Source organism: Streptomyces venezuelae (assembly GCF_008642315.1).
Taxonomy (GTDB): domain Bacteria; phylum Actinomycetota; class Actinomycetes; order Streptomycetales; family Streptomycetaceae; genus Streptomyces; species Streptomyces venezuelae_D.
On the sequence record NZ_CP029192.1, the window covers coordinates 3,942,817 to 3,967,233 of the forward strand.

The 24,417-nt window shown below is 70.3% G+C and carries 25 protein-coding genes and 1 pseudogene; 7 read left to right on the forward strand and 19 right to left on the reverse strand.

Translation table 11 applies throughout. From position 1 onward, the window contains the following. Nucleotides 1-5 precede the first annotated feature (5 nt). Both DEJ48_RS16815 and DEJ48_RS16820 read right to left on the reverse strand, forming a co-directional pair. On the reverse strand, nucleotides 6-1,574 hold the full coding sequence (locus DEJ48_RS16815) for an alpha/beta hydrolase (RefSeq protein WP_317850919.1): 1,569 nt from the start codon (nucleotides 1,572-1,574) through the stop codon (nucleotides 6-8). A 105-nt stretch (nucleotides 1,575-1,679) separates the two neighbouring features. Continuing rightward, nucleotides 1,680-2,960, reverse strand: coding sequence for an acetyl-CoA C-acetyltransferase (locus DEJ48_RS16820; protein WP_150216985.1), 1,281 nt, complete (start codon nucleotides 2,958-2,960; stop codon nucleotides 1,680-1,682). A gap of 72 nt (nucleotides 2,961-3,032) precedes the next feature. Here DEJ48_RS16820 and DEJ48_RS16825 point away from each other — a divergent pair, with 72 nt between their 5' ends. Continuing rightward, the gene (locus DEJ48_RS16825) at nucleotides 3,033-4,346 is read left to right on the forward strand and encodes a 3-oxoacyl-ACP reductase (protein ID WP_150216986.1); all 1,314 of its coding nucleotides are present in this window, start codon (nucleotides 3,033-3,035) and stop codon (nucleotides 4,344-4,346) included. 385 nt (nucleotides 4,347-4,731) lie between these two features. After that, a complete protein-coding gene (locus tag DEJ48_RS16830) occupies nucleotides 4,732-5,616 on the forward strand; it encodes a MaoC/PaaZ C-terminal domain-containing protein (protein WP_150216987.1) in 885 nt (294 codons plus the stop codon). Here the strand turns inward: DEJ48_RS16830 and DEJ48_RS16835 are convergent. The 6 genes from DEJ48_RS16835 to DEJ48_RS16860 all read right to left on the reverse strand — a co-directional run bounded on the left by DEJ48_RS16835 (nucleotide 5,579) and on the right by DEJ48_RS16860 (nucleotide 10,897). Further along, nucleotides 5,579-6,214, reverse strand: a complete 636-nt coding sequence (locus tag DEJ48_RS16835) for a TetR/AcrR family transcriptional regulator (RefSeq protein ID WP_150221229.1) — start codon at nucleotides 6,212-6,214, stop codon at nucleotides 5,579-5,581. The genes DEJ48_RS16830 and DEJ48_RS16835 overlap by 38 nt on opposite strands. A 272-nt stretch (nucleotides 6,215-6,486) precedes the next feature. After that, nucleotides 6,487-7,905 carry a dicarboxylate/amino acid:cation symporter gene (locus tag DEJ48_RS16840; protein WP_150216988.1) on the reverse strand — a complete coding sequence of 473 codons (1,419 nt, stop codon included), beginning with the start codon at nucleotides 7,903-7,905 and terminating at the stop codon, nucleotides 6,487-6,489. A gap of 352 nt (nucleotides 7,906-8,257) precedes the next feature. After that, nucleotides 8,258-8,557, reverse strand: a complete 300-nt coding sequence (locus DEJ48_RS16845) for a DUF4229 domain-containing protein (protein WP_150216989.1) — start codon at nucleotides 8,555-8,557, stop codon at nucleotides 8,258-8,260. 118 nt (nucleotides 8,558-8,675) lie between these two features. Further along, nucleotides 8,676-9,200 carry a GNAT family N-acetyltransferase gene (locus tag DEJ48_RS16850; protein ID WP_150216990.1) on the reverse strand — a complete coding sequence of 175 codons (525 nt, stop codon included), beginning with the start codon at nucleotides 9,198-9,200 and terminating at the stop codon, nucleotides 8,676-8,678. 13 nt (nucleotides 9,201-9,213) lie between these two features. Then, nucleotides 9,214-10,377 (reverse strand): aminofutalosine synthase MqnE, encoded by a 1,164-nt coding sequence (gene mqnE / locus DEJ48_RS16855; protein WP_150216991.1) that lies wholly within the window; start codon nucleotides 10,375-10,377, stop codon nucleotides 9,214-9,216. 64 nt (nucleotides 10,378-10,441) lie between these two features. Next, a complete protein-coding gene (locus DEJ48_RS16860; RefSeq protein WP_030791839.1) occupies nucleotides 10,442-10,897 on the reverse strand; it encodes an Lrp/AsnC family transcriptional regulator in 456 nt (151 codons plus the stop codon). Between the two features lie 133 nt (nucleotides 10,898-11,030). Here DEJ48_RS16860 and DEJ48_RS40775 point away from each other — a divergent pair, with 133 nt between their 5' ends. Next, nucleotides 11,031-11,153, forward strand: a complete 123-nt coding sequence (locus DEJ48_RS40775; RefSeq protein ID WP_263398811.1) for a hypothetical protein — start codon at nucleotides 11,031-11,033, stop codon at nucleotides 11,151-11,153. Here DEJ48_RS40775 and DEJ48_RS16865 read toward each other — a convergent pair. Genes DEJ48_RS16865 through DEJ48_RS16875 form a run of 3 tightly spaced genes read right to left on the reverse strand, consistent with a single transcriptional unit; the run spans nucleotide 11,150 to nucleotide 14,212 of the window. Next, nucleotides 11,150-11,824 (reverse strand): UbiX family flavin prenyltransferase, encoded by a 675-nt coding sequence (locus tag DEJ48_RS16865; RefSeq protein WP_150216992.1) that lies wholly within the window; start codon nucleotides 11,822-11,824, stop codon nucleotides 11,150-11,152. The genes DEJ48_RS40775 and DEJ48_RS16865 overlap by 4 nt on opposite strands. 25 nt (nucleotides 11,825-11,849) lie before the next feature. Continuing rightward, the gene (mqnP, locus tag DEJ48_RS16870; protein ID WP_150216993.1) at nucleotides 11,850-12,755 is read right to left on the reverse strand and encodes a menaquinone biosynthesis prenyltransferase MqnP; all 906 of its coding nucleotides are present in this window, start codon (nucleotides 12,753-12,755) and stop codon (nucleotides 11,850-11,852) included. Beyond that, nucleotides 12,752-14,212 (reverse strand): menaquinone biosynthesis decarboxylase, encoded by a 1,461-nt coding sequence (locus DEJ48_RS16875; protein ID WP_150216994.1) that lies wholly within the window; start codon nucleotides 14,210-14,212, stop codon nucleotides 12,752-12,754. The genes mqnP and DEJ48_RS16875 overlap by 4 nt, the downstream gene beginning before the upstream one ends. Before the next feature lie 89 nt (nucleotides 14,213-14,301). Between DEJ48_RS16875 and DEJ48_RS16880 the strand changes: the two genes are divergently transcribed. Further along, complete coding sequence (locus DEJ48_RS16880) at nucleotides 14,302-14,631, forward strand: PLD nuclease N-terminal domain-containing protein (RefSeq protein WP_150216995.1); 330 nt, start codon at nucleotides 14,302-14,304, stop codon at nucleotides 14,629-14,631. Between the two features lie 6 nt (nucleotides 14,632-14,637). Then, nucleotides 14,638-15,528: pseudogene (locus tag DEJ48_RS16885) on the forward strand (LysR family transcriptional regulator); the annotation flags it as partial. Here the strand turns inward: DEJ48_RS16885 and DEJ48_RS16890 are convergent. After that, complete coding sequence (locus DEJ48_RS16890; RefSeq protein ID WP_150216996.1) at nucleotides 15,431-16,396, reverse strand: DMT family transporter; 966 nt, start codon at nucleotides 16,394-16,396, stop codon at nucleotides 15,431-15,433. The pseudogene DEJ48_RS16885 and the gene DEJ48_RS16890 overlap by 98 nt on opposite strands. Before the next feature lie 122 nt (nucleotides 16,397-16,518). On the opposite strand from DEJ48_RS16890, the gene DEJ48_RS16895 reads away from it, so the two are divergent. Together DEJ48_RS16895 and DEJ48_RS16900 are read left to right on the forward strand one after the other, a co-directional pair. Beyond that, nucleotides 16,519-17,487, forward strand: coding sequence for an isopenicillin N synthase family dioxygenase (locus DEJ48_RS16895; RefSeq protein WP_150216997.1), 969 nt, complete (start codon nucleotides 16,519-16,521; stop codon nucleotides 17,485-17,487). Next, a complete protein-coding gene (locus DEJ48_RS16900; RefSeq protein WP_150216998.1) occupies nucleotides 17,480-17,929 on the forward strand; it encodes a nucleoside deaminase in 450 nt (149 codons plus the stop codon). Before DEJ48_RS16895 ends, DEJ48_RS16900 begins: the two co-directional genes overlap by 8 nt. A 27-nt stretch (nucleotides 17,930-17,956) precedes the next feature. Here DEJ48_RS16900 and DEJ48_RS16905 read toward each other — a convergent pair whose 3' ends face one another. From DEJ48_RS16905 to DEJ48_RS16935, 7 genes are all read right to left on the reverse strand, one after another. After that, nucleotides 17,957-18,463: an SRPBCC domain-containing protein gene (locus DEJ48_RS16905; RefSeq protein ID WP_150216999.1), complete on the reverse strand. Its 507-nt coding sequence runs from the start codon at nucleotides 18,461-18,463 to the stop codon at nucleotides 17,957-17,959. Nucleotides 18,464-18,515: 52 nt separating this feature from the next. Beyond that, complete coding sequence (locus DEJ48_RS16910; RefSeq protein ID WP_150217000.1) at nucleotides 18,516-19,451, reverse strand: CU044_5270 family protein; 936 nt, start codon at nucleotides 19,449-19,451, stop codon at nucleotides 18,516-18,518. Next, nucleotides 19,448-20,083 carry an RNA polymerase sigma factor gene (locus DEJ48_RS16915; RefSeq protein WP_150217001.1) on the reverse strand — a complete coding sequence of 212 codons (636 nt, stop codon included), beginning with the start codon at nucleotides 20,081-20,083 and terminating at the stop codon, nucleotides 19,448-19,450. The genes DEJ48_RS16910 and DEJ48_RS16915 overlap by 4 nt, the downstream gene beginning before the upstream one ends. Nucleotides 20,084-20,164: 81 nt before the next feature. Next, on the reverse strand, nucleotides 20,165-21,262 hold the full coding sequence (ccsB, locus tag DEJ48_RS16920; RefSeq protein WP_150217002.1) for a c-type cytochrome biogenesis protein CcsB: 1,098 nt from the start codon (nucleotides 21,260-21,262) through the stop codon (nucleotides 20,165-20,167). Beyond that, the gene (locus DEJ48_RS16925) at nucleotides 21,259-22,980 is read right to left on the reverse strand and encodes a cytochrome c biogenesis protein ResB (RefSeq protein ID WP_150217003.1); all 1,722 of its coding nucleotides are present in this window, start codon (nucleotides 22,978-22,980) and stop codon (nucleotides 21,259-21,261) included. Before DEJ48_RS16925 ends, ccsB begins: the two co-directional genes overlap by 4 nt. Before the next feature lie 3 nt (nucleotides 22,981-22,983). Next, nucleotides 22,984-23,748 (reverse strand): cytochrome c biogenesis CcdA family protein, encoded by a 765-nt coding sequence (locus tag DEJ48_RS16930; protein ID WP_150217004.1) that lies wholly within the window; start codon nucleotides 23,746-23,748, stop codon nucleotides 22,984-22,986. After that, nucleotides 23,748-24,383: a TlpA family protein disulfide reductase gene (locus DEJ48_RS16935; protein WP_150217005.1), complete on the reverse strand. Its 636-nt coding sequence runs from the start codon at nucleotides 24,381-24,383 to the stop codon at nucleotides 23,748-23,750. The genes DEJ48_RS16930 and DEJ48_RS16935 overlap by 1 nt, the downstream gene beginning before the upstream one ends. Between the last annotated feature and the right edge of the window lie 34 nt (nucleotides 24,384-24,417).

Below are 24,417 nucleotides of genomic sequence, written 5' to 3' on the forward strand. Positions count from 1 at the left end.
AAGCCCTAACCCTCGTCGGCGGCACAGGACTCCCCGCTCTTGGGCGTCTCCCCGTACAGCAGGAACCCGTTCACCTTGTCCTGCACACACGTGGACCCGAGGTAACCGGTGTGCCCGTCCCCCTTGTTGTCGAGGACGACGGCCTGCGAGCCGAGGCGCCGCGCGGTCTCCTCCGTCCACCGGTAGGGCGTGGCCGGGTCGCCGCGCGTGCCGACGAGCAGCAGCTTGGGCGTCTTCACGTCACGTACGTCCTCACGGATGTACTTCGTCCCGGCCGGCCGGCCGAAGCAGAGCAGGACGGGCATCAGCATCGACTTGCCGAAGACGGGCGACGCGTCGTCGAACTGCTTCTGCAGCTTGCCGACTTCCTTCTCTATGTGCGCGGCGTCGGGCCGGTCGGGGTCGTCGGCGCAGTTCACGCCCATGAGCGCGGCAGCCATGTTGTCGGCGGGCACCTCCTCCCCCGCCGCCGGACCGGTCGCCGGACCGGTCGCCGGAATGCCCGTGGGCACGAGGCCCCCACTCATCCGGATCAGCGCCCGAGGATCACCGTCCGCGAGCAGCGCGCCCAACGCCTGCGAGAGCGCGGGCCACGCCTGCCTGCTGTACAGGGCCTGACCGAGTACGCCGACGACGTCCTGTCCGGTGAACTCGGCGCCGTCCAGGGAACGCAGCGGCATCTGGTCCATGTCCTTGATGAGCCGGACCATGCCCTTGCGGGCGCTGCGCGAGTCCGTGCCGAAGACGCAGCCCGCGTTCCCGGTGCACCAGGTGAGGAAGTTGTCGAGGGCGGTCTGGCGCCCCTCGGCGGTCACGAGGGACTGCTCGGCGACGGGTTCGGTGAGCGTGTCGACGCCGTCGAGCACCATTCGTCCGACGTTCTTCGGGAACTGCGCGGCGTACACGGCTCCCAGCCGCGTGCCGTACGAGAAGCCCAGGTAGTTGAGTTTCTTGTCGCCGAGGGCCTGGCGCATGACGTCCAGGTCGCGGGAGACGTTGACGGTCCCCATGTGCGGCAGGACGGGCCCCGACTTCTTCGCGCACTCCGCGGCGACGTTGCGCATCTCCGCGAGGACGGCGGCCGCGTCACCCGTTCCGCCGGACGAGGGATCCGTGCTCTTGTCGGCGTCGCCGCAGCTGACCGGCTCGCTCAGGCCGACGCCGCGCGGGTCGAAGGAGACGACGTCGTAGTCCTTGCTGAGGAAGCCGAAGTCCTTCTGGGCCCCCGCGAGCGCGGAGACGCCGGGTCCGCCGGGCCCGCCGAAGTTCAGCAGCAGGGAGCCGCGCGGCTTGCCGCTCGCGCTGGACTTCATCCGGATCATCGCGACGTCGACGTCCCCCGATGCGGGGTCGGCGTAGTCGAGCGGGACGCTGACGTGCCCGCACCGGATGTCCTTGGCGCCGCCCGTGGCCTCGGCCATCGCCTCGGTGTCGCCCTTGCAGGTGCCCCATTTGATCTTCTGCGTGTAGTAGCGCGCCAGATCGGGCCGCCCGCTCTCGTCGCCGGCGGCGGCCATGCCCGCTCCCACGACGACGAGCACGGTGACGCCGGCGACTGCACAAGCTCCGCGCACGGCAACCTCCCAGGGTGTGCCCCTCGGCTCACCCTAAGCGCGCCCCTCGCCCCTCGCCCGTTCGGCGCACCCCACGCTCACCCTCCGTAACCGCCTCGCCCTCCGTCACTGTGACCGCTCAAGGATCGCGGTCACCCCCTGCCCGCCCGCCGCACAGATGGAGATGAGCCCGCGCCCGGGCCGCCCCCGCTCGGCGAGGAGCTTGGCGAGCGTGGCGACGATCCGAGCCCCGGTGGCCGCGAAGGGGTGTCCGGTCGCGAGCGAGGACCCGGCGACGTTGAGCCGTTCCCGGTCCACCGTGCCGAGCCCCTGCTTCTCCCAGGCGGCGAGCGTGGCGAGCACCTGCGAGGCGAAGGCCTCGTGCACCTCCACGAAGTCGAAGTCCCCCAGTCCGAGCCCGACGCGCTCCAGCATCCGCGGCACGGCGTACGCGGGTGCCATCAGGAGTCCGTCGTCGCCCCCGGCGACATCTCCGTGCACGAAGTCCACCGCGGCGGTCTCGCAGGCGACGAGGTGCGCGAGCGGTTCGAGGCCGCGCCCCGCGGCCCACTCGTCGCTGCCCAGCAGGACGACGGCCGCGCCGTCCGTCAGCGGAGTGGAGTTCCCCGCGGTCATGGTCGCCCCGCCGGCCGCCACCCCGAACACGGGCTTCAGCCTGCCCAGTTGCTCCACGGTCGACCCCGGCCGCAGATTCTGGTCCCGCGTGAGCCCCTCGTACGGCACGACGAGGTCGTCCAGCAACCCCCGCTCGTACGCGGCCGCGAGCCGCTGGTGACTGGCCGCCGCGAGCTCGTCCTGCGCCGCCCGCGTGATCCCCCACGCCCGCGCGGTCACGGCGGCGTGCTCGCCCATGGAGAGCCCGGTCCGCGGCTCGGCGTTGCGCGGGATGTCGGGTACGAGGTGCCGCGGCCGCACTCCGCCCAGGGCCCGCAGCCGCCCGCCGACGGACGTGGCGCGCCGGGCCGCGAGCAGCACCCGCCGCAGTTCGTCGTTGACGCCGAGCGGCGCGTCGCTCGCCGTGTCGGATCCCCCGGCGATACCGGACTCGACCTGCCCGAGCATGACCTTGTTGGCGACGGCGACGACGGCCTGCAGACCGGTCCCGCAGGCCTGTTGCAGGTCGTAGGCGGGCGTACGGGAATCGAGGGCGGACCCGAGGACGACCTCCCTGGCGAGGTTGAAGTCCCGGCTGTGCTTGAGCACGGCGCCCGCGACGAGCTCCCCGACCACGCCCCGCCCCCGGAGGCCGTGGCGCTCGACGAGCCCGTCGACCACGGCGGTCAGCATGTCCTGATTCGACGCGGTGGCGTACGGCCCGTCGGACCGGGCGAACGGAACGCGGCTGCCACCGAGAACCGCGACGCGGCGCACTGAGGGAAGACTCATGTCTCGACCAGCTCCTGACCCTTGAGTAACCTTACTCCGAAGTAAATTTACGACCGAGCTGGGAGTTGGACAATGGCCGACCGCTACCTGACCTTCACCGCCACCGGACCCGGCCGCTTCCTCACCCGCCGCCTGGGCCTGCCACGCCCGACGCGGCTGCGCCGCTGGACGCCCGAAAACCCGTACCTGACCGGCGATTTGCTGCTCCTGTCCCCCACCACCGCATCCCCCTGCGCCCCGGACCTCCGGACACTCCTGTCGACATCGCTGAACGTGACGTCAACCTCCGCCCGTCCCACGGCAGTTGTGGTGGACGCCACCGCCGTCACGGACACGCGGTCCCTCACCGAGGTGTACGCGGCACTGCATCCCGTGGTCCGCGACGTGGCCGACAACGGCCGCATCCTGATCGTCGGTTCCCCGCCCGACCCGGCGGACCACCACCAGGCGGCGGCACAGCAGGCCCTGGAAGGTTTCCTGCGCTCCCTCGCCAAGGAAGTCGGCCGCGGCCGCACCGCCAACCTCGTCCGCGTCAGCGGCCCCATGGCCACCGCGGAGTCGACGCTCCGCTTCCTGCTCTCCCCCAAGTCGGCGTACGTCACCGGTCAGGTCGTCGAGACCGGCCCCGCCGAGACCGTGGCCGCCCCGGCGGACCGGGACCGCCCCCTGGCCGGTCGTACCGCCCTCGTCACCGGCGCGGCACGCGGCATCGGCGCGGCAGTCGCGGAGGTCCTCACCCGTGACGGGGCCCGCGTCACGCTCCTCGACGTACCGTCCGCACAGCCGGACCTGACCCGCCTCGCCGACCGCCTCGACGGCGGCACGGCGCTCCCCCTCGACATCACGGCGCACGACGCCGGCGAACGGATCGCCGCGGCGCTGCCCGACGGCCTCGACATCCTCGTCCACAACGCGGGCATCACGCGGGACCGCAAGCTGGCCAACATGGACCGGGACCGCTGGACCTCGGTCCTCGACGTCAACCTCACCTCCGTCCTCACCGTCACCGACACGCTCCTCAAGACCGGCACGATCCGCCGCGGGGGGTGCGTCGTCGCCACCGCCTCCATCGCCGGCATCGCGGGCAACGCGGGCCAGACGAACTACGCGGCGAGCAAGGCGGGGGTCATCGGGCTCGTCCGTTCGCTCGGGCCTCGGGCGCTCGTGGAGCACGGGGTGGCGGTGAACGCGGTGGCGCCCGGGTTCATCGAGACGAAGATGACTGCGGCGGTTCCTCTCCTCATCCGCGAAGCGGGGCGCCGCATGAACTCCCTTGCGCAGGGGGGCCTTCCCGTCGACGTCGCCGAGACGGCCTCCTGGCTGGCCCAGGGAGGCCTCAACGCCCAGACGATCCGAGTCTGCGCCCAAAGCCTCCTCGGCGCCTGACCCTTGCCCGCGACGCCCTTTCCGGGCAGGAGCACCGACCCCGCCGCTCCGCGGCGGATCACTCCCACCCACCCGCCCGTTCACCCCGCACCGCCCTTTCCGGGTAGGAGCACCGACACCGCCGCTTCGCGGCGGATGGTCCCCACCCACCCACCCGTTTGCCCCGCACCGTCCAGTGGGAGTAGGGGCCCAGGGGACCCCCACCCAGCCGCAGGCGCCCACGCGCCGGAGGGGACGTGGGGGTATGTGCGCACGGAGCACCGAGCCAGCCATAGCGGCCGGAAACGTCGGGCGCGGCGCAGGGATGGCGAGTACGGACATACCCCCGCGGCCCCGCACCCACAGACGGACCGAAGGCGCACCACCCAATCCCCGAAAGGACTCAATGCCGCCCGCACTGGCCGTTCTCCGAGCCGCCCTCAGGCGTACCCACTCCCGCCCCGACCCCTCCGCCCCACCGCCCCCGACCCGGCTCACCACCACCCGGACGACCGACCCCGACCACCTCGCCGCCTACCGGCGCCTCTGCGGGTTCCCGGCAGGACACGCCACGCTTCCCCTCCCGTACCCGCACGTCCTCGCCTTCCCGCTGAGCATGCGGCTCATGACCGGGCGAGACTTCCCGCTCCCCCTGCTCGGCCTCGTGCACACCTCCATCGAGATCGACCAGTACAAGCCCATCCGCTCCACCGAAGAGCTCCACCTCTCCGTCCGCACCACCGCACTCACCCCGCACCGCCGCGGCACCGAAGCCACCCTCCTCACCGAGGCCGCCTCCGCCGACGGGGAACTCCTCTGGCAGTCCCGCAGCACTTACTTGGCCCGCCACAAGACGCGACCGACCAGCACCGCCTCAGCGCCGCGCACCGAACCCGAATCCGCCCCCGAACCCGAATCCGCACCCGCACCCGCACCCGGCGAGAACTGGCAGCTACCCGCCGGCCTCGGCCGCCGCTACGCCTCCGTCAGCGGCGACCGCAACCCCATCCACCTGCACGCCCTCACCGCCCGCCCCTTCGGCTTCCCCCGAGCCATCGCCCACGGCATGTGGACCGCCGCCCGCTGCCTGGCCGAGCAGGAGAGGGGAGAAACACGCACCCCCACCCACACTCACGCCCCCACCCACACCCGCATCGAGTTCAAAGCCCCCGTCCCGCTCCCCACCACCGTGACCTACTCCACCCCCACCCCCCACACCTTCGAACTCCGCAGCCCCCAGGGCAAACTGCACCTCACAGGGGCGACGGGACCCACCGACGCCCCTCCATGAGCCCTCCGAGCCCCGCCCACGCGAAGTTCATGAGCGTCGCCGCCGCCTCCTTCGCGGAGACGGCCCCCTCCACGTTGGCCCAGCCCGCCAGGGACTCCGCCGCGCCCACCAGCGCCTGCGCGAGCCCGGCGACCTCCCGCTCGGGAAGGGACGGGTCACCGTGGGCGGCCCGTGCCGCCTCGGCGATCAGCGTCGTGACGAACGAGACGATCTCCTCCCGCATCGCGGCGACCTCCGCCGCGAACGGCTCCCCCTGCGTCCGCGCCTGACTGTGCAGCACAGCCCACCCGTCGGGCCGCTCCGCGGTGTGCGTGAAGAACGCCCGCAGACCGTCCCAGAGTTGACGGTCCGCCGGGACCGGACCCGGGGCCGCGGCCCCGCCGTCGGCACCCCGCACCGCCGCGACCAGCGCCGCCGCCTCCCGGCGGATGCACGCGCTGAAGAGCTCTTCCTTGGAGTTCAGGTACAGGTACACGAGCGGCTTGGAGACGCCGGCGAGCTCCGCGATCTCGTCCATGGACGCGGCCCGGTACCCCCGCTGACCGAACGTCCGCACCGCCGCGTCCAGCATCTGCTGTTCGCGCACGGCGCGCGGCATCCTCGTCTGCTTCGGCTCCCTCGGCTCCCTCGGCTCCTTCGGCTCCTTCGGCCGTTTCTGCCGCCGCTTGTCGCCCGGCTTCTCGCCCACCCCGGCCCCCGCCTTCCCACGCTGTCCGTTCACACGTCAGCGTACGGTCAACGGGGACCGGGTCACGATTAACGGAACCCGGCCGGAACCCGGCCGGAACCGCGAAAACGACGGAACCCCACCCCGGAATCGTTCCGGGGTGGGGTTCCATGGCGTCAGGCGTCACACGGACGCAAGCGGCATCACACAGCCGCAGGCACCTTCCGCGACGGCCGCGCATCCTCCGGCGTGTCCACCGAGTCCGACGAACCCACGGAGTCCGTGGACTCCGACGAGTCGAACTCCTCCAGCGACGACGCCGACGCACGCTCGTACGCCTCGCGGTCGAGGATCTTCTCGCGGGCCGCGACGACGACCGGCACCAGCGCCTGGCCGGCGACGTTCGTCGCCGTGCGCATCATGTCGAGGACCGGGTCGATCGCGAGGAGCAGGCCCACGCCCTCCATCGGGAGGCCGAGCGTCGACAGGGTCAGGGTCAGCATGACCGTGGCGCCGGTCAGACCCGCCGTCGCGGCCGAGCCGACGACCGACACGAACGCGATGAGCAGGTACTCCTTGATGCCCAGGTTCACGTCGAAGATCTGCGCGACGAAGATCGCGGCGATCGACGGGTAGATCGCGGCGCAGCCGTCCATCTTGGTCGTGGCGCCGAAGGGCACGGCGAAGGACGTGTACTCCTTCGGGACGCCGAGGCGCTCGGTGACCTTCTGGGTGATCGGCATCGTGCCGACCGAGGAGCGGGAGACGAAGGCCAGCTGGATCGCGGGCCAGGCGCCCTTGAAGAACTGGAGCGGGTTGACCTTGGCGACGAACGCGAGGAGCAGCGGGTAGACACCGAAGAGGACCAGCGCGCAGCCGATGTAGATGTCGGCGGTGAACGTCGCGTACTTGCTGATGAGGTTCCAGCCGTAGTCCGCGATGGCGAAGCCGATGAGGCCGATGGTGCCGATCGGGGAGAGCTTGATGACCCACCACAGGGCCTTCTGGAGGAGGGCGAGCACCGACTCGCTGAGCTCCAGGATCGGCTGCGCCTTGTCGCCGATCTTCAGCACGGCGATGCCGGCGACGGCGGCCATGAAGACGATCTGCAGGACGTTCAGCTGGGTGAAGGGCGTGATGACGTCCGTCGGGATGATCCCGGTCAGGAAGTCGATCCAGGAGCCCGCGTGGTCGGGGGCCTTGCCGTCCTTCGGCGTGAGGCCGGTGCCGGAGCCGGGGTTGGTGAGCAGGCCGATGGCGAGGCCGATGGCGACCGCGATCAGCGACGTGATCATGAACCAGAGCAGCGTGCGGGTGGCCAGCCGGGCGGCGTTGTTGACCTTGCGCAGGTTGGTGATCGACACCAGGATGGCGAAGAAGACGAGCGGGGCGACCGCGAGCTTCAGCAGGCCGATGAAGGTGTCGCCGACCTTGGAGAGGGTCGTGACCAGCCAGGAGATGTCCTGGCTGCGGGCGAGCCAGCCGAGCAGGACGCCCAGCACGAGACCGCCGAGGATCTGCGCCCAGAACGGGATCTTGAGGAACTTGGGTATCCGGAAGCCGGACTGGGGCTTCTCGGTCGTGCCGGCCTTGTCGGCGGGCGTCGCGGAATTCGCGGACACGGACACACTCCGGTGAGGAAAGTCAGGGGGAGGGGGACGTACGGGAGCGGCGACCGCGAAGGGTCAGCGGCGCTGCAGCGGGGGTCACTTTCAGATGTGACAGGCCGCGGACATGCAGCGGCAGAGGTCGACATGCAGGCGCGCCACGAGCGGGACGCTCATGGCGTTGTGGTGCGCTGCTGCTGTCTTCATGTCGAACACGTTAACACTCGTGCTTTGAGAACATCAAAGGTCTTGTTTGAGGTAAGGGTGGCGCCGAGGCCCCCCCCGACGCACGAAACCCCGGCCCGGAGCAGCGCGCTCCGGAACCGGGGTCCCGAGAAGTATGTGACGAAGCTTACGAACCCAGCGCTTACGAACCCTGCGCCTGCGCGCGCGCCACGTCGTCCGCCTCGTCCTCCTGCGTGCGGTTCGCCTCCAGGTTCGCCTTGGCGCGGTCCACGCGCGCCACGACGGTCTCCGAGGCGCGGTCCCGCTCCTTGCGGAGGACGACGAAGCTGATCGGCGCGGAGATGACCAGCGCCAGCAGCAGCACCCAGAGGAGGTTCGATTCGCCGAGGCCGCGCGGCAGGATCTCCGAGTAGACGAGGCCCCAGACGACCAAGAAGCAACCCACGAAGATCCCGAGGCGCATCAGCGTGTAGCGGAGCATGTCAATCCACTCTTCCGTTCCGAAATGGGCCCGAGTAGGACGAGCCTCTCCAGTGAAGCACGGAGAACTCCACCCCCGGCAAGGGGGGGCGGGCCTACCGCGGCGCCTGCCACAGCACCTACCGGAGCTCCCGCAGCAGCATGATGTCGTCGCGGTCGTCGCCCGGGGCGACGCGTATGGCGCCGGGCACCCGCCCGACCTCCTTGTAGCCGCAGGACGCGTAGAAGTGCTCCAGGCCCGTGCCGCCGCGGCAGGTGAGCCGGATCGCGTCCGTGCCCTCCAGCGAGCGGGCCGCGTCGTCGACGGCCGCCATCAGGTCGCGGCCGTACCCCTTGCCCTGGTGGCGGGGGTGGACCATGACCGTGTAGAGCCATATCCAGTGCCGCATGAGGCGGTGCGTGTTGTGGGTGAGGAACGCGGTCGCGGCGACGGCGCCCTCCTCGTCGTACCCCACGAGGAGCCGTGTCCGGCCCTCGGACATCGCGGCGAGGTGCCGGACGAACTCGGGACGTATCTCCTCGGGCGTCGTGGGCGGCACGAACCCGACGGCCCCGCCGGCGTTGGTGACGTCGGCCCACAGGGCGAGGACGCCGTCGCGCAGCGCGGGGTCGACCGGCGGATCCAGCCGAAAGACGAGCGACATGGGCAGCGCTCCCTCAGACCCGCATCGCCTGCGGCGTCTCCCGCAGCAGCGGGTCGGGCCCCTCGTACTCCCGGATCGCCTCGTACCGCGTGTTCCGCTCGACCGGGCGGAACCCGGCCTCGCGGATCAGGTCGAGGAGGTCCTCGCGGGTCAGCTTGTTCGGCGTGCCGAAGTTGTCCGCGTCGTGCGTGATCTTGTACTCGACGACCGAGCCGTCCATGTCGTCGGCGCCGTGCTGGAGCGCGAGCTGCGTGGTGTGCAGGCCGTGCATGACCCAGAAGACCTTGACGTGCGGGACGTTGTCGAAGAGGAGGCGCGAGACCGCGAAGGTCTTCAGCGCCTCGGCGCCGGACGCCATCTTCGTGCGCGCCTGGAGGCGGTTCCTGACCTTGCCGTCCTGCATGTCGACGAAGTCGTGCTGGTAGCGCAGCGGGATGAAGACCTGGAAGCCGCCCGTCTCGTCCTGGAGCTCACGCAGGCGCAGGACGTGGTCGACGCGGTGGCGGCGCTCCTCGATGTGGCCGTACAGCATCGTGCTCGGGGTCTTGAGACCCTTCTCGTGCGCGAGGCGGTGGATGCGCGACCAGTCCTCCCAGTGGGTGCGGTGGTCGACGATGTGCTGGCGGACCTCCCAGTCGAAGATCTCCGCGCCGCCGCCGGTGAGCGACTCCAGACCGGCCTCGATGAGCTCGTCGAGGATCTCGGAGGCGGGCATCCCGGAGATCGTCTCGAAGTGGTGGATCTCCGTCGCCGTGAACGCCTTCAACGACACGTCCGGGAGCGCCTTCTTGAGCTCGCTGAGCGAGCGCGGGTAGTAGCGCCACGGCAGGTTCGGGTGCAGGCCGTTGACGATGTGCAGCTCGGTGAGGTTCTCGCCCTCCATCGCCTTGGCGAGGCGGACGGCCTCCTCGATGCGCATCGTGTACGCGTCCTTCTCGCCCGGCTTGCGCTGGAACGAGCAGTACGCGCAGGACGCGGTGCACACGTTCGTCATGTTGAGGTGACGGTTGACGTTGAAGTGCACGACGTCGCCGTTCTTGCGGGTGCGCACCTCGTGGGCGAGCCCGCCGAGCCAGGCCAGGTCGTCCGACTCGTAGAGCGCGATGCCGTCCTCGCGGGACAACCGCTCCCCGTCGCGGACCTTCTGCTCAAGTTCGCGCTTGAGACCTGCGTCCATGCCCTCGCCCTTACCTCTCCCTACGACCTGCCACAAAACTCCTGCCCACGGTACGCCCCGGGGGTCACTCCTCTTCGGGCAGCTCTCCGACCCGGTTCTCCCACTTGGTGGAGAGCACGATGGTCGTCCGCGTGCGGGAGACGCCCCGCGTGCCGCTGAGGCGGCGGATCGTCTTCTCCAGGCCGTCCACGTCGCTGGCCCTGACCTTGAGCATGTACGAGTCGTCGCCCGCGATGAACCAGCAGTCCTCGATCTCGTGCAGGTCCTTCAGGCGCCGTGCCACGTCCTCGTGGTCGGCGGCGTCGGAGAGCGAGATGCCGATGAGGGCGATGACGCCGAGGCCGAGCGAGGCGGAGTCGACGGTGGCGCGGTAACCCGTGATGACACCGGCCGCCTCCAGGCGGTTGATCCGGTCCGTGACGCTGGGCCCGGAGAGGCCGACGAGCCGGCCGAGTTCGGCGTACGACGCCCGTCCGTTCTCCCGCAAAGCCTGGATGAGCTGCCTGTCCACGGCGTCCATAGGTGCGATGCCTTTCATTATTCAGCGATACCGCGAGTCTATGTGTAGAATCTAAGGCGTAACAGGGCCTAGGCCCTGTGAATCTTTCTCAATCTCAGCCGATCAACGACGATCCTTCAGGAGTGAGTCACCCGTGTACTCGATCGAGATGGCCTACGCCCGCATGCGCGAGCTCCAGGACATGGCCAACCGCTCGCGTGCCCACAAGACCGCCGCGCCCAAGGCCCGCGCGAAGCGCGCCGCCAAGAAGCGCTAACCCCCCTGGGAGCCGGAGCCCAGCTCTCCCTCCCACCGGCGGTACAGGCTGTGCGGCACCCGTGCCGCGTCCAGCACCCGCCCGGCGACGAAGTCCACCAGATCCTGGATGTGCGTCGCCCCCGCGTAGAACGCCGGAGAGGCGGGCAGCACGATCGCGCCCGCCTCGTCCAGGCTCACCAAGTGCTTCAGCGTCTGTCCGTTCAGCGGCGTCTCGCGTACGCAGACCACGAGCCGTCGGCCTTCCTTCAGCGTCACGCTCGCCGACCGCTGCAGCAGGTCCTTCGAGAGCCCGAGCGCCACCCCGGCCACGCACGCCGTGGACGCCGGCACGATCAGCATCCCCTTCGTCGCGTACGAGCCTGAGGACGGCCCCGCCGCCAGGTCACCGGCGGACCAGTACCGCACGTCGGACACGTCCGGGTCGAACACCCCCGGCTTGCCGTCCGCGCCGCGCGCCAGCCACTGCCGCAGGTCGTCCCGCCAGTGCGCGTCCCGGAAGGCGATCCCCGTCTCGTCGAGCAGCGTCAGCCGTGACGCCCGGGACACGACGAGGTCCACGCTCTCCCCCGCCGCGAGCAGCGCACGCAGCACAGCGGCGGCGTACGGCGTGCCCGAGGCACCCGACACCCCCACGATCCAAGGCCTACGCTGTGTATCTCCTGGGTTCACGCTGTGAAGCCTATCCCCGGGCCGTTCACACGGTGAGCCCGCGTACGAGCAGATCGAGCAGCGCGCACGCGAACAGGGCGATCCCGATGAATCCGTTCACCTGGAAGAAGGCACGGTTCAGGCGGGACAGGTCGTGCGGCTTCACGATCGAGTGCTCGTAGACGAAGGCGCCCGCGACGATCGCGATGCCCAGCCAGAAGAACACGCCCGCGTCCGTGGCCGCCGCATACCAGACGAAGAGCGCCGTGGTCACCAGGTGACAGCCGCGCGCGCCCCGGATGGCGGCCGGGATGCCGAACCGCGCGGGCACCGACTTCACGCCGACCTCGCGGTCCGTCTCCACGTCCTGACAGGCGTAGATCAGGTCGAAGCCGCCGATCCAGATGCCGACCGCGAGCCCGAGGATCACCGCCTGCCACGACCACTCGCCGGTCACCGCGAGCCACGCGCCGATCGGGCCGATCGCCTGGGCGAGGCCGAGGATCGCCTGCGGGAAGTTCGTGAACCGCTTGCCGTACGGATAGACGACCATCGGGACCACCGCGACGGGCGCGAGCGCCAGACAGAGCGGGTTGAGCAGAGCCGCCGAGCCGAGGAACACGACGAGCGCGATGAGCGCGCCCGTCCACGCGGACTTCACCGACACCGCGCCCGTGACGAGCTCGCGGTGGGCGGTGCGCGGATTGCGGGCGTCGATCTCGCGGTCGATGATCCGGTTCGCCGCCATCGCGAACGTCCGCAGCCCCACCATGCAGATGGTGACCAGGAGCAGCCGTCCCCAGTGGATGTTCCCGTCCAGCCGGAACATCGCGGTCAGCGCGGCGATGTACGCGAACGGCAGCGCGAACACGGAGTGCTCGATCATGACGAGGCGCAGGAACGCCTTGGTGCGGCCCGGCTGCTGCGGGATCGCGGCTGATGCTGAACTCACGAGAGTCCGTACTCCTTCCAGCGACGGTCGACCTTCGCCGCGATGGACGGGTCGGACTCGACCATGTTCGGCCAGCCGCCGTCGCGTACGTAGCCCTCCTCGGGCAGCTTCTTCGTCGCGTCGATGCCCGCCTTGCCGCCCCAGAACTGCTGGTAGGAGGCGTGGTCGAGGTGGTCGACGGGACCCTCGACGACGGTGAGGTCGCGGGCGTAGTCCGTGTTGCCGAGCGCACGCCAGGACACCTCGTGCAGGTTGTGCACGTCGCAGTCCTTGTCCACCACGATGATCAGCTTCGTCAGGGACATCATGTGCGCGCCCCAGATGGCGTGCATCACCTTCTGCGCGTGCTTCGGGTACTTCTTGTCGATCGAGACGATCGCGCAGTTGTGGAAGCCGCCGGACTCCGGCAGGTGGTAGTCCACGATGTCCGGGACGATCACCTTGAGGAGAGGGAGGAAGAAGCGCTCCGTGGCGCGGCCCAGCGGGCCGTCCTCCGTCGGCGGTCGGCCCACCACGATCGACTGGAGCAGCGGACGCTTCCGCATCGTCACGCAGTCGATCTTCAGTGCGGGGAACGGTTCCTGCGGCGTGTAGAAGCCCGTGTGGTCGCCGAAGGGGCCCTCCGGGAGCATCTCGCCCGGCTCCAGCCAGCCCTCGATGACGACCTCGGCGTGCGCGGGCACCTGGAGCGGCACGGTCTTGCAGTCGACCATCTCGACACGCTTGCCCTGGATGAACCCGGCCAGCATGTACTCGTCCATGTCACCGGGCAGCGGCGCCGTGGAGGCGTACGTCACGGCGGGCGGGCAGCCGAAGGCGATCGCGACGGGGAGCTTCTCGCCCCTGCGGGCGGCCACCTGGTAGTGGTTGCGGCTGTCCTTGTGGATCTGCCAGTGCATGCCGATGGTGCGCTTGTCGTGGCGCTGGAGGCGGTACAGGCCCAGGTTGCGGACGCCGGTGTCCGGGTCCTTGGTGTGGGTCAGGCCCAGGTTGAAGAAGGAGCCGCCGTCCTCGGGCCAGGTGAAGAGCGCGGGCAGCTGCTCCAGGTCCACGTCGTCCCCGGTGAGGACGGTCTCCTGCACGGGCGCGTTCTCGCCCTTCACCTTCTTCGGCGGTACGTGCGTCATCGCGCCGAGCTTCCCGAACGCCTCGCGCACCCCGACGAAACCGTGCGGCAGTTCCGGCTTGAGCAGGCCGCCGATCTTCTCGCTGATCTCGTTGTACGACTTCAGGCCGAGCGCCTTCAGGAGGCGGCGGTCCGTCCCGTACACGTTCATCGCCAGGGGCATCGCGGAGCCCTTGACGTTCTCGAAGAGGAGCGCGGGACCGCCGGCCTTCTGGACGCGGTCGGTGATCTCGCCGACCTCCAGGTACGGGTCGACCTCGGCCTTGATGCGCTTGAGATCGCCCTCGCGGTCCAGTGCCCGGAGCAGGGAGCGAAGATCGTCGTAAGCCATGCGTTCCAGTATCCGGCACCGGTTACCCTGGCCCCGTCACCGGGGGCACGCACGCCACCCGCCGCAACCGCTTGGGGGATCGCGCCACCATGCTCAGGTATCTGCCGTTCCTGCTGGTCCTGGCGGTGTGGATCTACGCCTTCATCGATGTCCTGAACACTCCGGAGAAAGAGGTCAGGCATCTGCCCAAGGTGGTGTGGGTCATCATCGTGCTCCTCTTCGGAGAGGTGCTGCTCGGCCCCATCGCCTGGTTCGTCACCGGCAAGAAGCGGCACGCGCCCGGCGCCGGTGCCGGGGGCGGCAGGACCCGCTGGGTCGCGCCCGACGACAACCCGGAGTTCCTGAAGTCCCTGCGGGACGAGGCCCCGGACGAGAACGAGCGTGACGAGTACAAGCGCGACAAGGGCAACGAGGGCTGAGGGACCGTGGAACTGCGGCTGCTCGTGACCTTCGAGAAGGTCGCCACCGTCCTCAGCTTCACCCGGGCCGCCACCGAGCTGAAGTACGCGCAGTCCAGCGTCACCAGCCAGGTCCGCGCCCTGGAGACCTCCCTCGGCACGGAGCTCTTCGACCGGCTCGGCAGCCGCATCCGGCTCACGGAGGCGGGCGAGCGGCTGCTGCCCTACGCCCGGCAGATCATCGAGCTCTCCGACGAGGCGCGGGCCGCCGTCGTCGGCGCCGAGGAACCCTCCGGCACGATCGCGGTCGGCACGATGGAGTCGCTGACGTCCTACCGGCTGCCGCCGCTCCTCGAACTCTTCCACCACCGCTACCCGAAGGTGCGGCTCTCGCTGCGCCCCACGCTGGGCGACGAGACCCGGCAGGCGCTGCGGCAGGGGACGTACGACGTGGGTTTCCTGATGGAGCCGGAGACCGAGCACCAGGGCCTGGAGACCGAGGTCCTCGCGCGGGAGCCGCTGGTCCTGGTCTGCGCGCCCACCCATCCGCTCGCGGCGCGCGGCGCGGACGCCCTGGCCACCGGCGACCTGACGTCGGCGCAGCTCGTCGGCACCGAGCCGGGCTGCCCGTACCGCGACCTCTTCGAGGACGAGCTGCGCGAACGCACCGGCACGCCACCCCCCTTCATGGAGTTCGGCACCATCGAGGCGACGAAGCAGGGGGTGGCGGGCGGTCTGGGTGTCGCGCTGCTTCCGGCCGTGACGGTGGCCAGGGAGCTCGCGGCCGGCACGCTCGTCCGGCTGGACTGGGAGCCGCCGTTCACACTGTGGACGCAGCTCGCGTGGCGGTCGGGGAAGCGTCTTGCTCCGCAGGTGCGGCTGTTCGTGGAGCAGGCCGTGCGGCTCGTGCGGGAGCAGGGTTCGCCGTCCGGGCCAGCGTGACCTTGAGGCTCGCGGCGACGATCAGCGGGACGCCGAGCGCCTGGACGAGCCCGATGTGGTGGCCGTAGACCGCCCAGTCCGCGACCATCGCGACCGCCGGGTAGGTGAAGGCCAGCACGGCGATCTTGGCGGTGGGCAGCTTGGCGTACGCCGCGTACATCAGGACGTACATGAGGCCGGTGTGGATCACGCCGAGCCCGGCGAGCCAGGCCCACCCGGCGCCGGTGCCGCTCATCGCGCCGAAGTCGGTGAAGGGCAGCAGCAGCGGGATGCCGACGACGACCTGGACCAGGGCGATCAGATGGGGGCGGACGCCGGTGACGCGCTTGGTGACGAGCGTGGAGAGGGCGTAGAGGACGGCGGCGGCGAGCGCGAGCCCGATGCCCGCGAGCGATCCCGCGTCCCCCGGCCGCACACCCGAGACCAGGATGAGCCCCGCGAACGCGGCGACCAGCCACCCCAGTTGGGAGCGGGTCAGGCGCTCGCGCAGGACGAGGGCGCTGAGCAGCACCAGGAAGAACGGCTGCGTGTGGTAGACGACGGTGGCCAGGGAGATCGAGCTGGCCTCGTACGCCTTGAAGAGGAACACCCAGTTGAAGACGATGAACACCCCGCCGAGCGCGGCGAGGCCGAGCTTCTTGAGGGTGAGGCCGTGGTCGCGGAAGTAGCCGCGGGCGAACGCGTACGCGCCGAGGGCGAGAGCGCCGAACAGGACGCGGAAGAAGACGACGTCGAAGGCGGAGGCGCCGGACTCGACGACGAAGATGCCGAGGGTGCCCGACAGCATCATGGCAGCGGTGAGCTGGGCCGTGCCCAGTCGCTCGGAGAGCTTGGTGGAGGTCATGCCCATGAAGCTACGAGCGGGCGTAAGCGCTGGTCCACGCGCCAGTGGGGCGTCCTTCCGATGGCTCCATCGGCGTTGTCGATGAGGCCTGACAGGGGGCTGGGACGGGCACGATGGAAGGCATGAGCAGCGCACCGGCACACAGCGCGTCCCGCATCCCCACCGTCGATCTGCGGCCCTGGCTCTCCGGCGATCCGGAGGCCCGCGCGCGGACGGCACGGACCGTCGACGAGGCGCTGCGGAGCGCCGGTTTCCTCCTGGTGACCGGGCACGGCGTCGATCCGGCGCTGCGCGCGGCGATCCGGTCGTCCGCCCGCGGCTTCTTCCGCCTCCCCGAGCGGGCCAAGCGCCCGTACGCGGTGAAGGTCGGTGGCCGCGGCTGGCTGGGCCCGGGCGCCGAGGCGAACAGCTACGCGGAGGGCACGGCCGCTCCCCCGGACCTCAAGGAGTCCCTGTCCTTCGCCGCCGACGAGCCGACGGGCGACGCGGCGGTCGACGCGGAGTGGTTCGCGGCGAACACGTGGCCCCAGGAGACGCCGGAGCTGCGGGCCCTGGTGACGACGTATCTGCGGGAGATGCGGTCGCTCTCGGACCGCCTCCTGGAACTCCTCGGCGTGGCCCTGGGCGAGAGCGAGGACTTCTTCACCCGCCACACCGGGCACCCCACCTGGGGCTTCAACATCAACTGGTATCCGGGCCGCGAGACCGTGGGCGAACCGGAGCCGGGCCAGTTCCGCATCGGCCCGCACACGGACTTCGGCACGGTCACGGTCCTCGACCGCGAGGCGGGCCGGGGCGGCCTCCAGGTCTTCACGGACGAGGACGGCTGGCAGGACGCGCCCTTCGACCCGGAGGCCTTCACGGTCAACATCGGTGACCTGATGGCGCGTTGGACCGGCGGCCGCTGGCAGTCGGGCCGCCACCGCGTCCTGCCCCCGCCGGCCGACCTGCCCGCGGAGGAGCTGATGTCGCTCGTGTACTTCTACGAGTGCGACCCGGGCACCGACGTCCGGGGCGTCGACTCGCACGTCTACCTGCGGGGCCAGTTGGACGCCATCACGGTCGACACGGCCGAGGGCACCGATGGATGAGGCGCGGGCCCGCGCGTGGCTCGCGACGGCCGTCGAGGAGGCCCGGCGGGGCCGGGCCGAGGGCGGCATCCCGATCGGCGCGGCGCTCTACGGAGGCGACGGCACGCTGCTCGGGCGCGGGCACAACAGACGGGTGCAGGACGGCGATCCGTCGGCGCACGCGGAGACGACGGCGTTCCGCGACGCCGGGCGGCAACGCACGTACCGCGGCACGACCATGGTCACGACGCTCTCCCCCTGCTGGTACTGCAGCGGCCTGGTGCGGCAGTTCGGCATCTCGCGGGTGATCGTGGGCGAGGCGGAGACGTTCCGCGGCGGCCACGACTGGCTGGCGGCGCACGGGGTGGAGATCGTGCTGCTCCACGACGCGGAGTGCGCGGCGCTGATGCGGCGGTTCGCCGAGGAGCAGCCGGAGCTGTGGGGCGAGGACATCGGGGAGTAGCGGCCCCTGCGGGAGGCCGGTGGCCGGTCAGGCCGTGCCGCGTGCGTACGTGTCGCGGAGCTCCCGCCACCGGGCCGTCGTCCACGTCGACCAGTCCTTGGGCCGGCCGTCGAGCGCGTCCGAGAGCAGCCCGAAGTGGTCGTGCCAGCCGGCCAGGCAGTCGAGCCGCAGCGCGTCGTCGCCCTCGAACTCGTTGGTGAAGCGCAGCGTGGTGCCGGTCGCCCCGACGGGTTCGAGGTGGAACCGGCACCGGCCGTGCAGGTCGATCGTGTACTCGGCGACGACGCCCGGGTCCCAGGCGGTGACGCGCCCGGAGTGCGTGGCGTCCTCCCCGCCGTTGAGCCAGCGCAGGGTGACGGCGCCGCCGAGCCGGGGCTCGAACACGTCGGCGGCGGCGAGCCACCCCGGCAGTCCGCCGGGGGTGGCCACCGCCGCCCAGACCTTGTCCACAGGGTGGGGAAGGTGCAGTTCGTACTGGAGGTGCTGGGTGGAGCCGTCGGTGCGGCTGGTGCCCTGTCCGATCGTGGCGGTCATGGGTCCAGCGTGGCCCGGCGGCGCGGGTTCCGCACTCCTGACACGGGTGTCCTTACGGACGCTCGCCCAGCTTGTCCACGACGGTTCGCTCCAGGATGGCGCTGCGGCCGACCACGGTCCCCTTCTCGAACCCGGTGGGCAGGTCCTCGACGGCGACCTCCCGCTCGCCGAGGAACTGCTTGGTCTTCTTGTCGAAGATCAGCTCCTGCCGGACGCCGTCGTCCACGCGGGCGATGGCGACGCCGTGCCGCCCGTCGGCGTCCACCGCGTCCTTGATCAGCTCGACGCCGGGGATCTTCGAGGCGGCCAGGTACAGGGCGGCCGCCTGCTTCGGAGGCATGAGCGACTCGTACGACAGGTCGCCGACCAGTACGAACGTGTTCTGGTCCTCGCTCTTGCCGCCGTCGCTCACCTTGTGCAGCCAATCGAGCATGTTGACCGGGTCGGTCGGCAGCTTCTGCAGGCTGCGGTAGTGGGAGTCCCCCTCGACCAGCGGAGGGTCGGCTTCCATCCTCTCGTACCGGAAGCCGCCGTCCGGCTCGTGGAGCATCTCGTCGTGCAGGCCGTCGACGGACTGCCAGAACTCCCGGGGCCGTACCGGCTCGATCTCCGACTTCTCGCCCTCGTCCGACACTTCCGTGGTCATGTAGCCGGACTTGCTCTTGATGTACACGTACTGGTCGTCGCGGACCCCCTTGAGCGCCGGCTGCGCCTTCGCCGCCGCCGCGATCTCCTCCAGCATCCGCACCGTCTCCTTCGACGGCGGGTCGGCCTGCGCGGCCCGGTCGCCGAACGGCGAGGCGACCAGGACGCCCGCCACGACGGTCGCGGCGACCGCTCCCGCGAGGAGCGCGGGGCGGAACCAGGTCTTGGAGTTCTTCTTCGGCTCGGCCGCGGTGGCCTCGCTCTGCCGGATCTCGGTCAACAGGTGCTCCTTGAGCAGGTGATGACGGCCCGGCGGAAGGTCGCGCTCGGGAAGCTCGTTCATCGGTTTCCCTCCTTGATGGGCCTGACCGCCGTGGTGCGGTCACCTCTTGCCTGTCCGCGCATCTTGGGGGGTTCCAAGGCTTTTGCGAGTTTCTTTCGGGCCCGGGAGAGCCGGGAGCGCACCGTGCCGACGGGGATGCCGAGCGCGGCGGCCGCCGACACGTAGTCGAGCCCGGACCAGACGCACAGCGCGAGCACCTCCCGCTCGGCGCGGCGCAGCTGTGCCAGTGCCGTGCGGACGAGGGAGAGCTGCTCCTCGTCGTCGATGCGTCCGGCGAGCTCCTCCGCGAAGTCGGCGACGACCTCGTCGCGCGGCAGGCGCGCCACGGCGGCGGCGTGCCGGCGTGCGGCCCTGCGCGTGTTGCGGGTGACGTTCGTGGCGACGCCGAGCAGCCAGGGCCGCAGCGACCCGCCGTCCGCGTCGATCCGGCCGCGCAGCCGCCACGCGTCCAGGAAGGTCAGGGAGACGATGTCCTCGGCCGACGACCAGTCGCCCGTAAGCCGATAGGCGTGGTTGTACACCGAGCGCGCGTACGCGTCGAAGAGCTCGCCGTAGGCGTCGGCGTCACCGTCCCTGATGCGGACGCGCAGCGCTCTGTGACGTGCCTGAAGTTCCCCCGGATTCGTCTCCACGCCCTCTTACCTGTCCGTACGGAAGAAGCCGGTTCCCGTGACCTGGGTCACGGGAACCGGCTTCTCGCGGAGGTGCGTCGCTCAGACTCCGGCGTACGAGTGCTTGCCGGTGACGAAGATGTTCACGCCGTAGTAGTTGAACAGCCAGCAGCCGAAGGCGATCAGGGCCAGGTAGGCGGCCTTGCGGCCCTTCCAGCCGGCCGTGGCGCGGGCGTGCAGGTAACCGGCGTAGGCGACCCACGTGATGAAGGACCAGACCTCCTTGGGGTCCCAGCCCCAGTAGCGGCCCCAGGCGTCGCCCGCCCAGATCGCGCCCGCGATGATCGTGAACGTCCACAGCGGGAAGATCGCGGCGTTCAGGCGGTACGAGAACTTGTCGAGCGAGGCCGCGGAGGGGAGCCGCTCCAGGACGGAGGTGGCGAACCTGCCGGGCTGCCCGCCGTTCACGAGCTTCGTCTCGTAGCTGTCGCGGAAGAGGTAGAGCAGCGTGCCGACGCCGCCGACGTAGAAGACGGCACCGCAGAAGATCGCGGTGGAGACGTGGATCCACAGCCAGTACGAGTGCAGCGCGGGCACCAGCTGGTCGCTGCTGGTGTAGAGCACGGTGACGGCGAGACCGAGGTCGAGCAGGACCGTCGTGACCAGCGGGAGGCCGAGCCAGGCGATGTTCTTCTTCAGCGCGAGCAGCACCAGGTACACGGCGACGGCCACGGTGGAGAAGGTGATGCTGAACTCGTACATGTTGCCCCACGGCGCGCGCTGCACCGACAGGGCGCGGGTGAGCACGCCGCCGAACTCGAGCAGGAACGCGAGGACCGTGAGGGAGACGGCGATGCGGCCGTAGAGGTCGCCCTTCTCGTCGCCCGCGGAGGCACCGGGCCCGTCGGGCACGTCACGGGCGCCGGCCACGGACCGGGTGACGACCTGGGGGCGCTCCAGGGTGGCGGTGCCGCCCTTGGCCCGGGTGGTGACGGCGGGCGCGGCCGCGGCGGCCGTCTCCTTGCGCGGAGTGAGCGCCGCCGCCGTGCGGGCGACCTTGCTGCGGCTGCCGAAGAGCCACTCCGCCATGTGCGCGAAGAACGCCAGGAGGTAGACGGCCATCGCGGAGTAGATCAGCACATTGCTGATGTGCGCGAGGTTCTCGTTGGGCTCGGCGGCCAGGGTGGTGGCGAGATTCACTTCTCAGCCCCTTCGGCGGGTGCGGGCGCGGTGGGCGCCTGGTCGTGCAGGTGTGCGGCGAGCTGGGACAGCTCCTCGGGGACCTTCGCGGACTCGCTGCGGCCGAGGCCCGCCATCTCGACGACGGTGACGCCGTCGGCGCCCTTGACCGCCCGCACCCAGACGCGTCGGCGCTGGATGAACAGGGAGCCGGCGAGACCCGCGACGGCGGCGATGGCGCCGCCCAGCGCCCACCCGGTGCCGGGCTGCTGGGAGATCTGGAAGGTCGCCCACTCCTTGAGGTCCTTCTCGAAGGTGATCGAGCCGGCGCCGTCGGGGAGCTTCATGGTCTCGCCGGGGCGCAGCCGCTGCTTGAGCAGCTCGCCCTTGGCGTCCTTGAACTTCGTCATCTTGCGGGTGTCCAGCTGGTACACGTTCTGCGGGACACCGGCGTTCACGCCGAGGCTGCCGTGGTACGCGGACAGGGCGAGGACCGGGTAGTTCGCGGCGGGGAACTGCGAGAACATCTGGCCCTTGCCGACACCGGCGAAGGTCGGCACGAAGAAGGCGTTGAAGCCGAGCTGGTCGGACTTGCCGTTCTTGTCGCGGTAGCCGTCCATGACCTTGATGGCGCCGGTCGCGGTGCCGTTCTGGTCGATGGGCAGCACCGGCACGGACGCCCGGTAGACGACCTTGCCCTTGCCGTCGCGGACGGTGACGGCGGGGGCGAAGCCGTGGCCGATCAGGTAGACCTTCGAGCCGTCGACCTCGAGCGGCTTGTTGACCTCGATGGACTTCTTCTTCTCGGCGCCGTCGACGCCTTCGCTGTAGGTGACGTCCGCGCGGTAGGTGCGGGCCGTGCCGCGGTTGGGGCCGGACTCCTCGTACGTCCCGACGAAATTGTCGAGCTTGAAGCTGAAGGGCTCCAGGTCGTCGGTGTCGTAGAGGCTGCCGGACTTGAAGTCGTCGTACTGGCTGAGGGTGTTGGCGAAGCCGTCGCCCTCCATGATCAGCTTGCCGCCCTCGGACTTGAGGAGCTGTCCGGCGGCGAACGCGATGAGCATCACGATCAGCGCGATGTGGAAGAGCAGGTTGCCGGCCTCGCGCAGGTAGCCCTTCTCGGCGGCGACGGAGCTGTCGGCGCCGGAGCCCGCGGTGTGGACGCGGAAGCGGCGCTGCTCGAGCATCGCGAGCGCGGCCTCGTGCACCTGCTCGGGCTCGGCCTCGGTGCGCCACGTCGTATAGGCGGGCAGCCGGGTCAGCTTCCTGGGGGCGCCCGGCGGGCGGCCGCGGAGCTGGCCGACGAACTGCCAGGTGCGGGGCACGATGCAGCCGATGAGGGAGACGAAAAGCAGGATGTAGATCGCGGAGAACCACACCGAGCTGTAGACGTCGAAGAGCTGCAGCTTGTCGTAGAGCGGGCCGAGCGTGGTGTGCCGGTCCATGAAGTCCTGGACCTTGAGCTCGTCGACGTTGTTCTGCGGGATCAGGGAGCCCGGAATCGCGCCGAGGGAGAGCAGCAGGAGCAGGATCAGCGCGACGCGCATCGAGGTGAGCTGCCGCCAGAACCAGCGGATCCAGCCGATGACGCCGAGGCGTGGCAGGTTGGGGGCGTCGTCCCGGTCCTGCGGCGCGGTCGACAGGCTGGCGCCCGCGGCACCGAGATCGCCGTCCTCGCGGGACCCGTCCGTGCCCTCGGGGGCTTCGGGCGTTCCTTCAGGAGCTTCTGTCTTACTCATGGATCAGATCCCCGGGGTGTAGCTGCTGGTCCAGACCTGCATCTCCTGCACGATGCTGTCCCACACACCGGTGACGAGGAGGAGTCCGGTCGCGATCATCATGATGCCGCCGACGCGCATCACCCAGACGTAGTGCCGCTTCACCCAGCCGAAGGCGCCGAGCGTCTTGCGGAAGGCGACGGCGGCGAGGATGAACGGGATGCCGAGTCCCAGAGAGTACGCGACACCGAGGATGGCGCCGCGCTGCGGGTTGGCGTCCTCGGCGGAGAGGGCGACGACCGAGGCGAGGGTCGGGCCGATGCACGGCGTCCAGCCGACGGCGAAGAGGGCGCCCACTATCGGTGCGCCCGCCAGCCCGACGGCGGGCCGCTTGTGGAAGCGGAACTCGCGCTGCGTGAGCCATGGCATGAGCCCCATGAAGAAGAGGCCGAGCAGGATCATCACCACGCCGAGCGTCGTGTTGACGGCGCTCTGGTGCTCCTTGAGCGTGCGTCCGAGCGCCCCGAAGAAGACGGTGGCCGAGACGAAGACGACGGTGAAGCCGGCGACGAACAGTCCGGCGCCCGCGGCCATCCGGCCGCGCTTCGCCTCGCCGAGGTCCTGGCCGCTGACCCCGGTGACGTACGACAGATAGCCGGGGACGAGCGGCAGGACGCAGGGGGAGAAGAAGGAGACGAGCCCGCCGAGCACGGCGACCGGGATCGCGAGGAGCAGGGCCCCGCTCATCACGGTCTGATTCGGTCCGGTGAGGGCCGCGAGCGTCGACATCACTTCTCCGCGAGCACGGGGTCGATCATCTTCCGCAGCTTCTCCTCGTTCAGCGGCTGCTGGGAGCGGGCGGCGATCTTCCCGTCCCGGTCGACGACGAGCGTGGAGGGGATGAAGTTCGGGTTGAGCGAGCCCTTGGGGAAGCGCAGCATCAGCTTCCCGCTCGGGTCGTGCAGGCTCGGGTAGGGAACCTTGTGTTCCTTCTCGAACTGGATCGCGGGGCCCCGCTCGGGGTCACGCGTGTTGATCCCGACGAACTCGACGCCCTTGGCCTTCGTCTCGGCGGCGACCTTCACGAAGTTCGGCGCCTCGGCCCGGCACGGCGCGCACCAGGATCCCCAGACGTTGATGACGACGATCTTGCCCTTGTAGTCCTCGGCGATGTTCAGCTTCTTGCCGTCGAGGGTCTCGCCGTCGAGCGAGGGGTTCGCCTTGCGGTCCGCCTTCTTCACGGTGGCGATGCCGTCGGACCCGGCGACGAAGTTGGTGTTGCCGGAACCGCCCGACGTGCCGCCGGAACCGCAGGCGGACAGTGTCAGCGCGGCGACGACGGCACCTGCGGCGAGCAGGGCGGCGCGGCTGCGGCGGTGATTGCTGCTATCGGTGCGGTGTGGGGCGCGGCAGGCGACACTCATGTGAAAAGTTTCGCATGTCCATTTCGTGGATCTT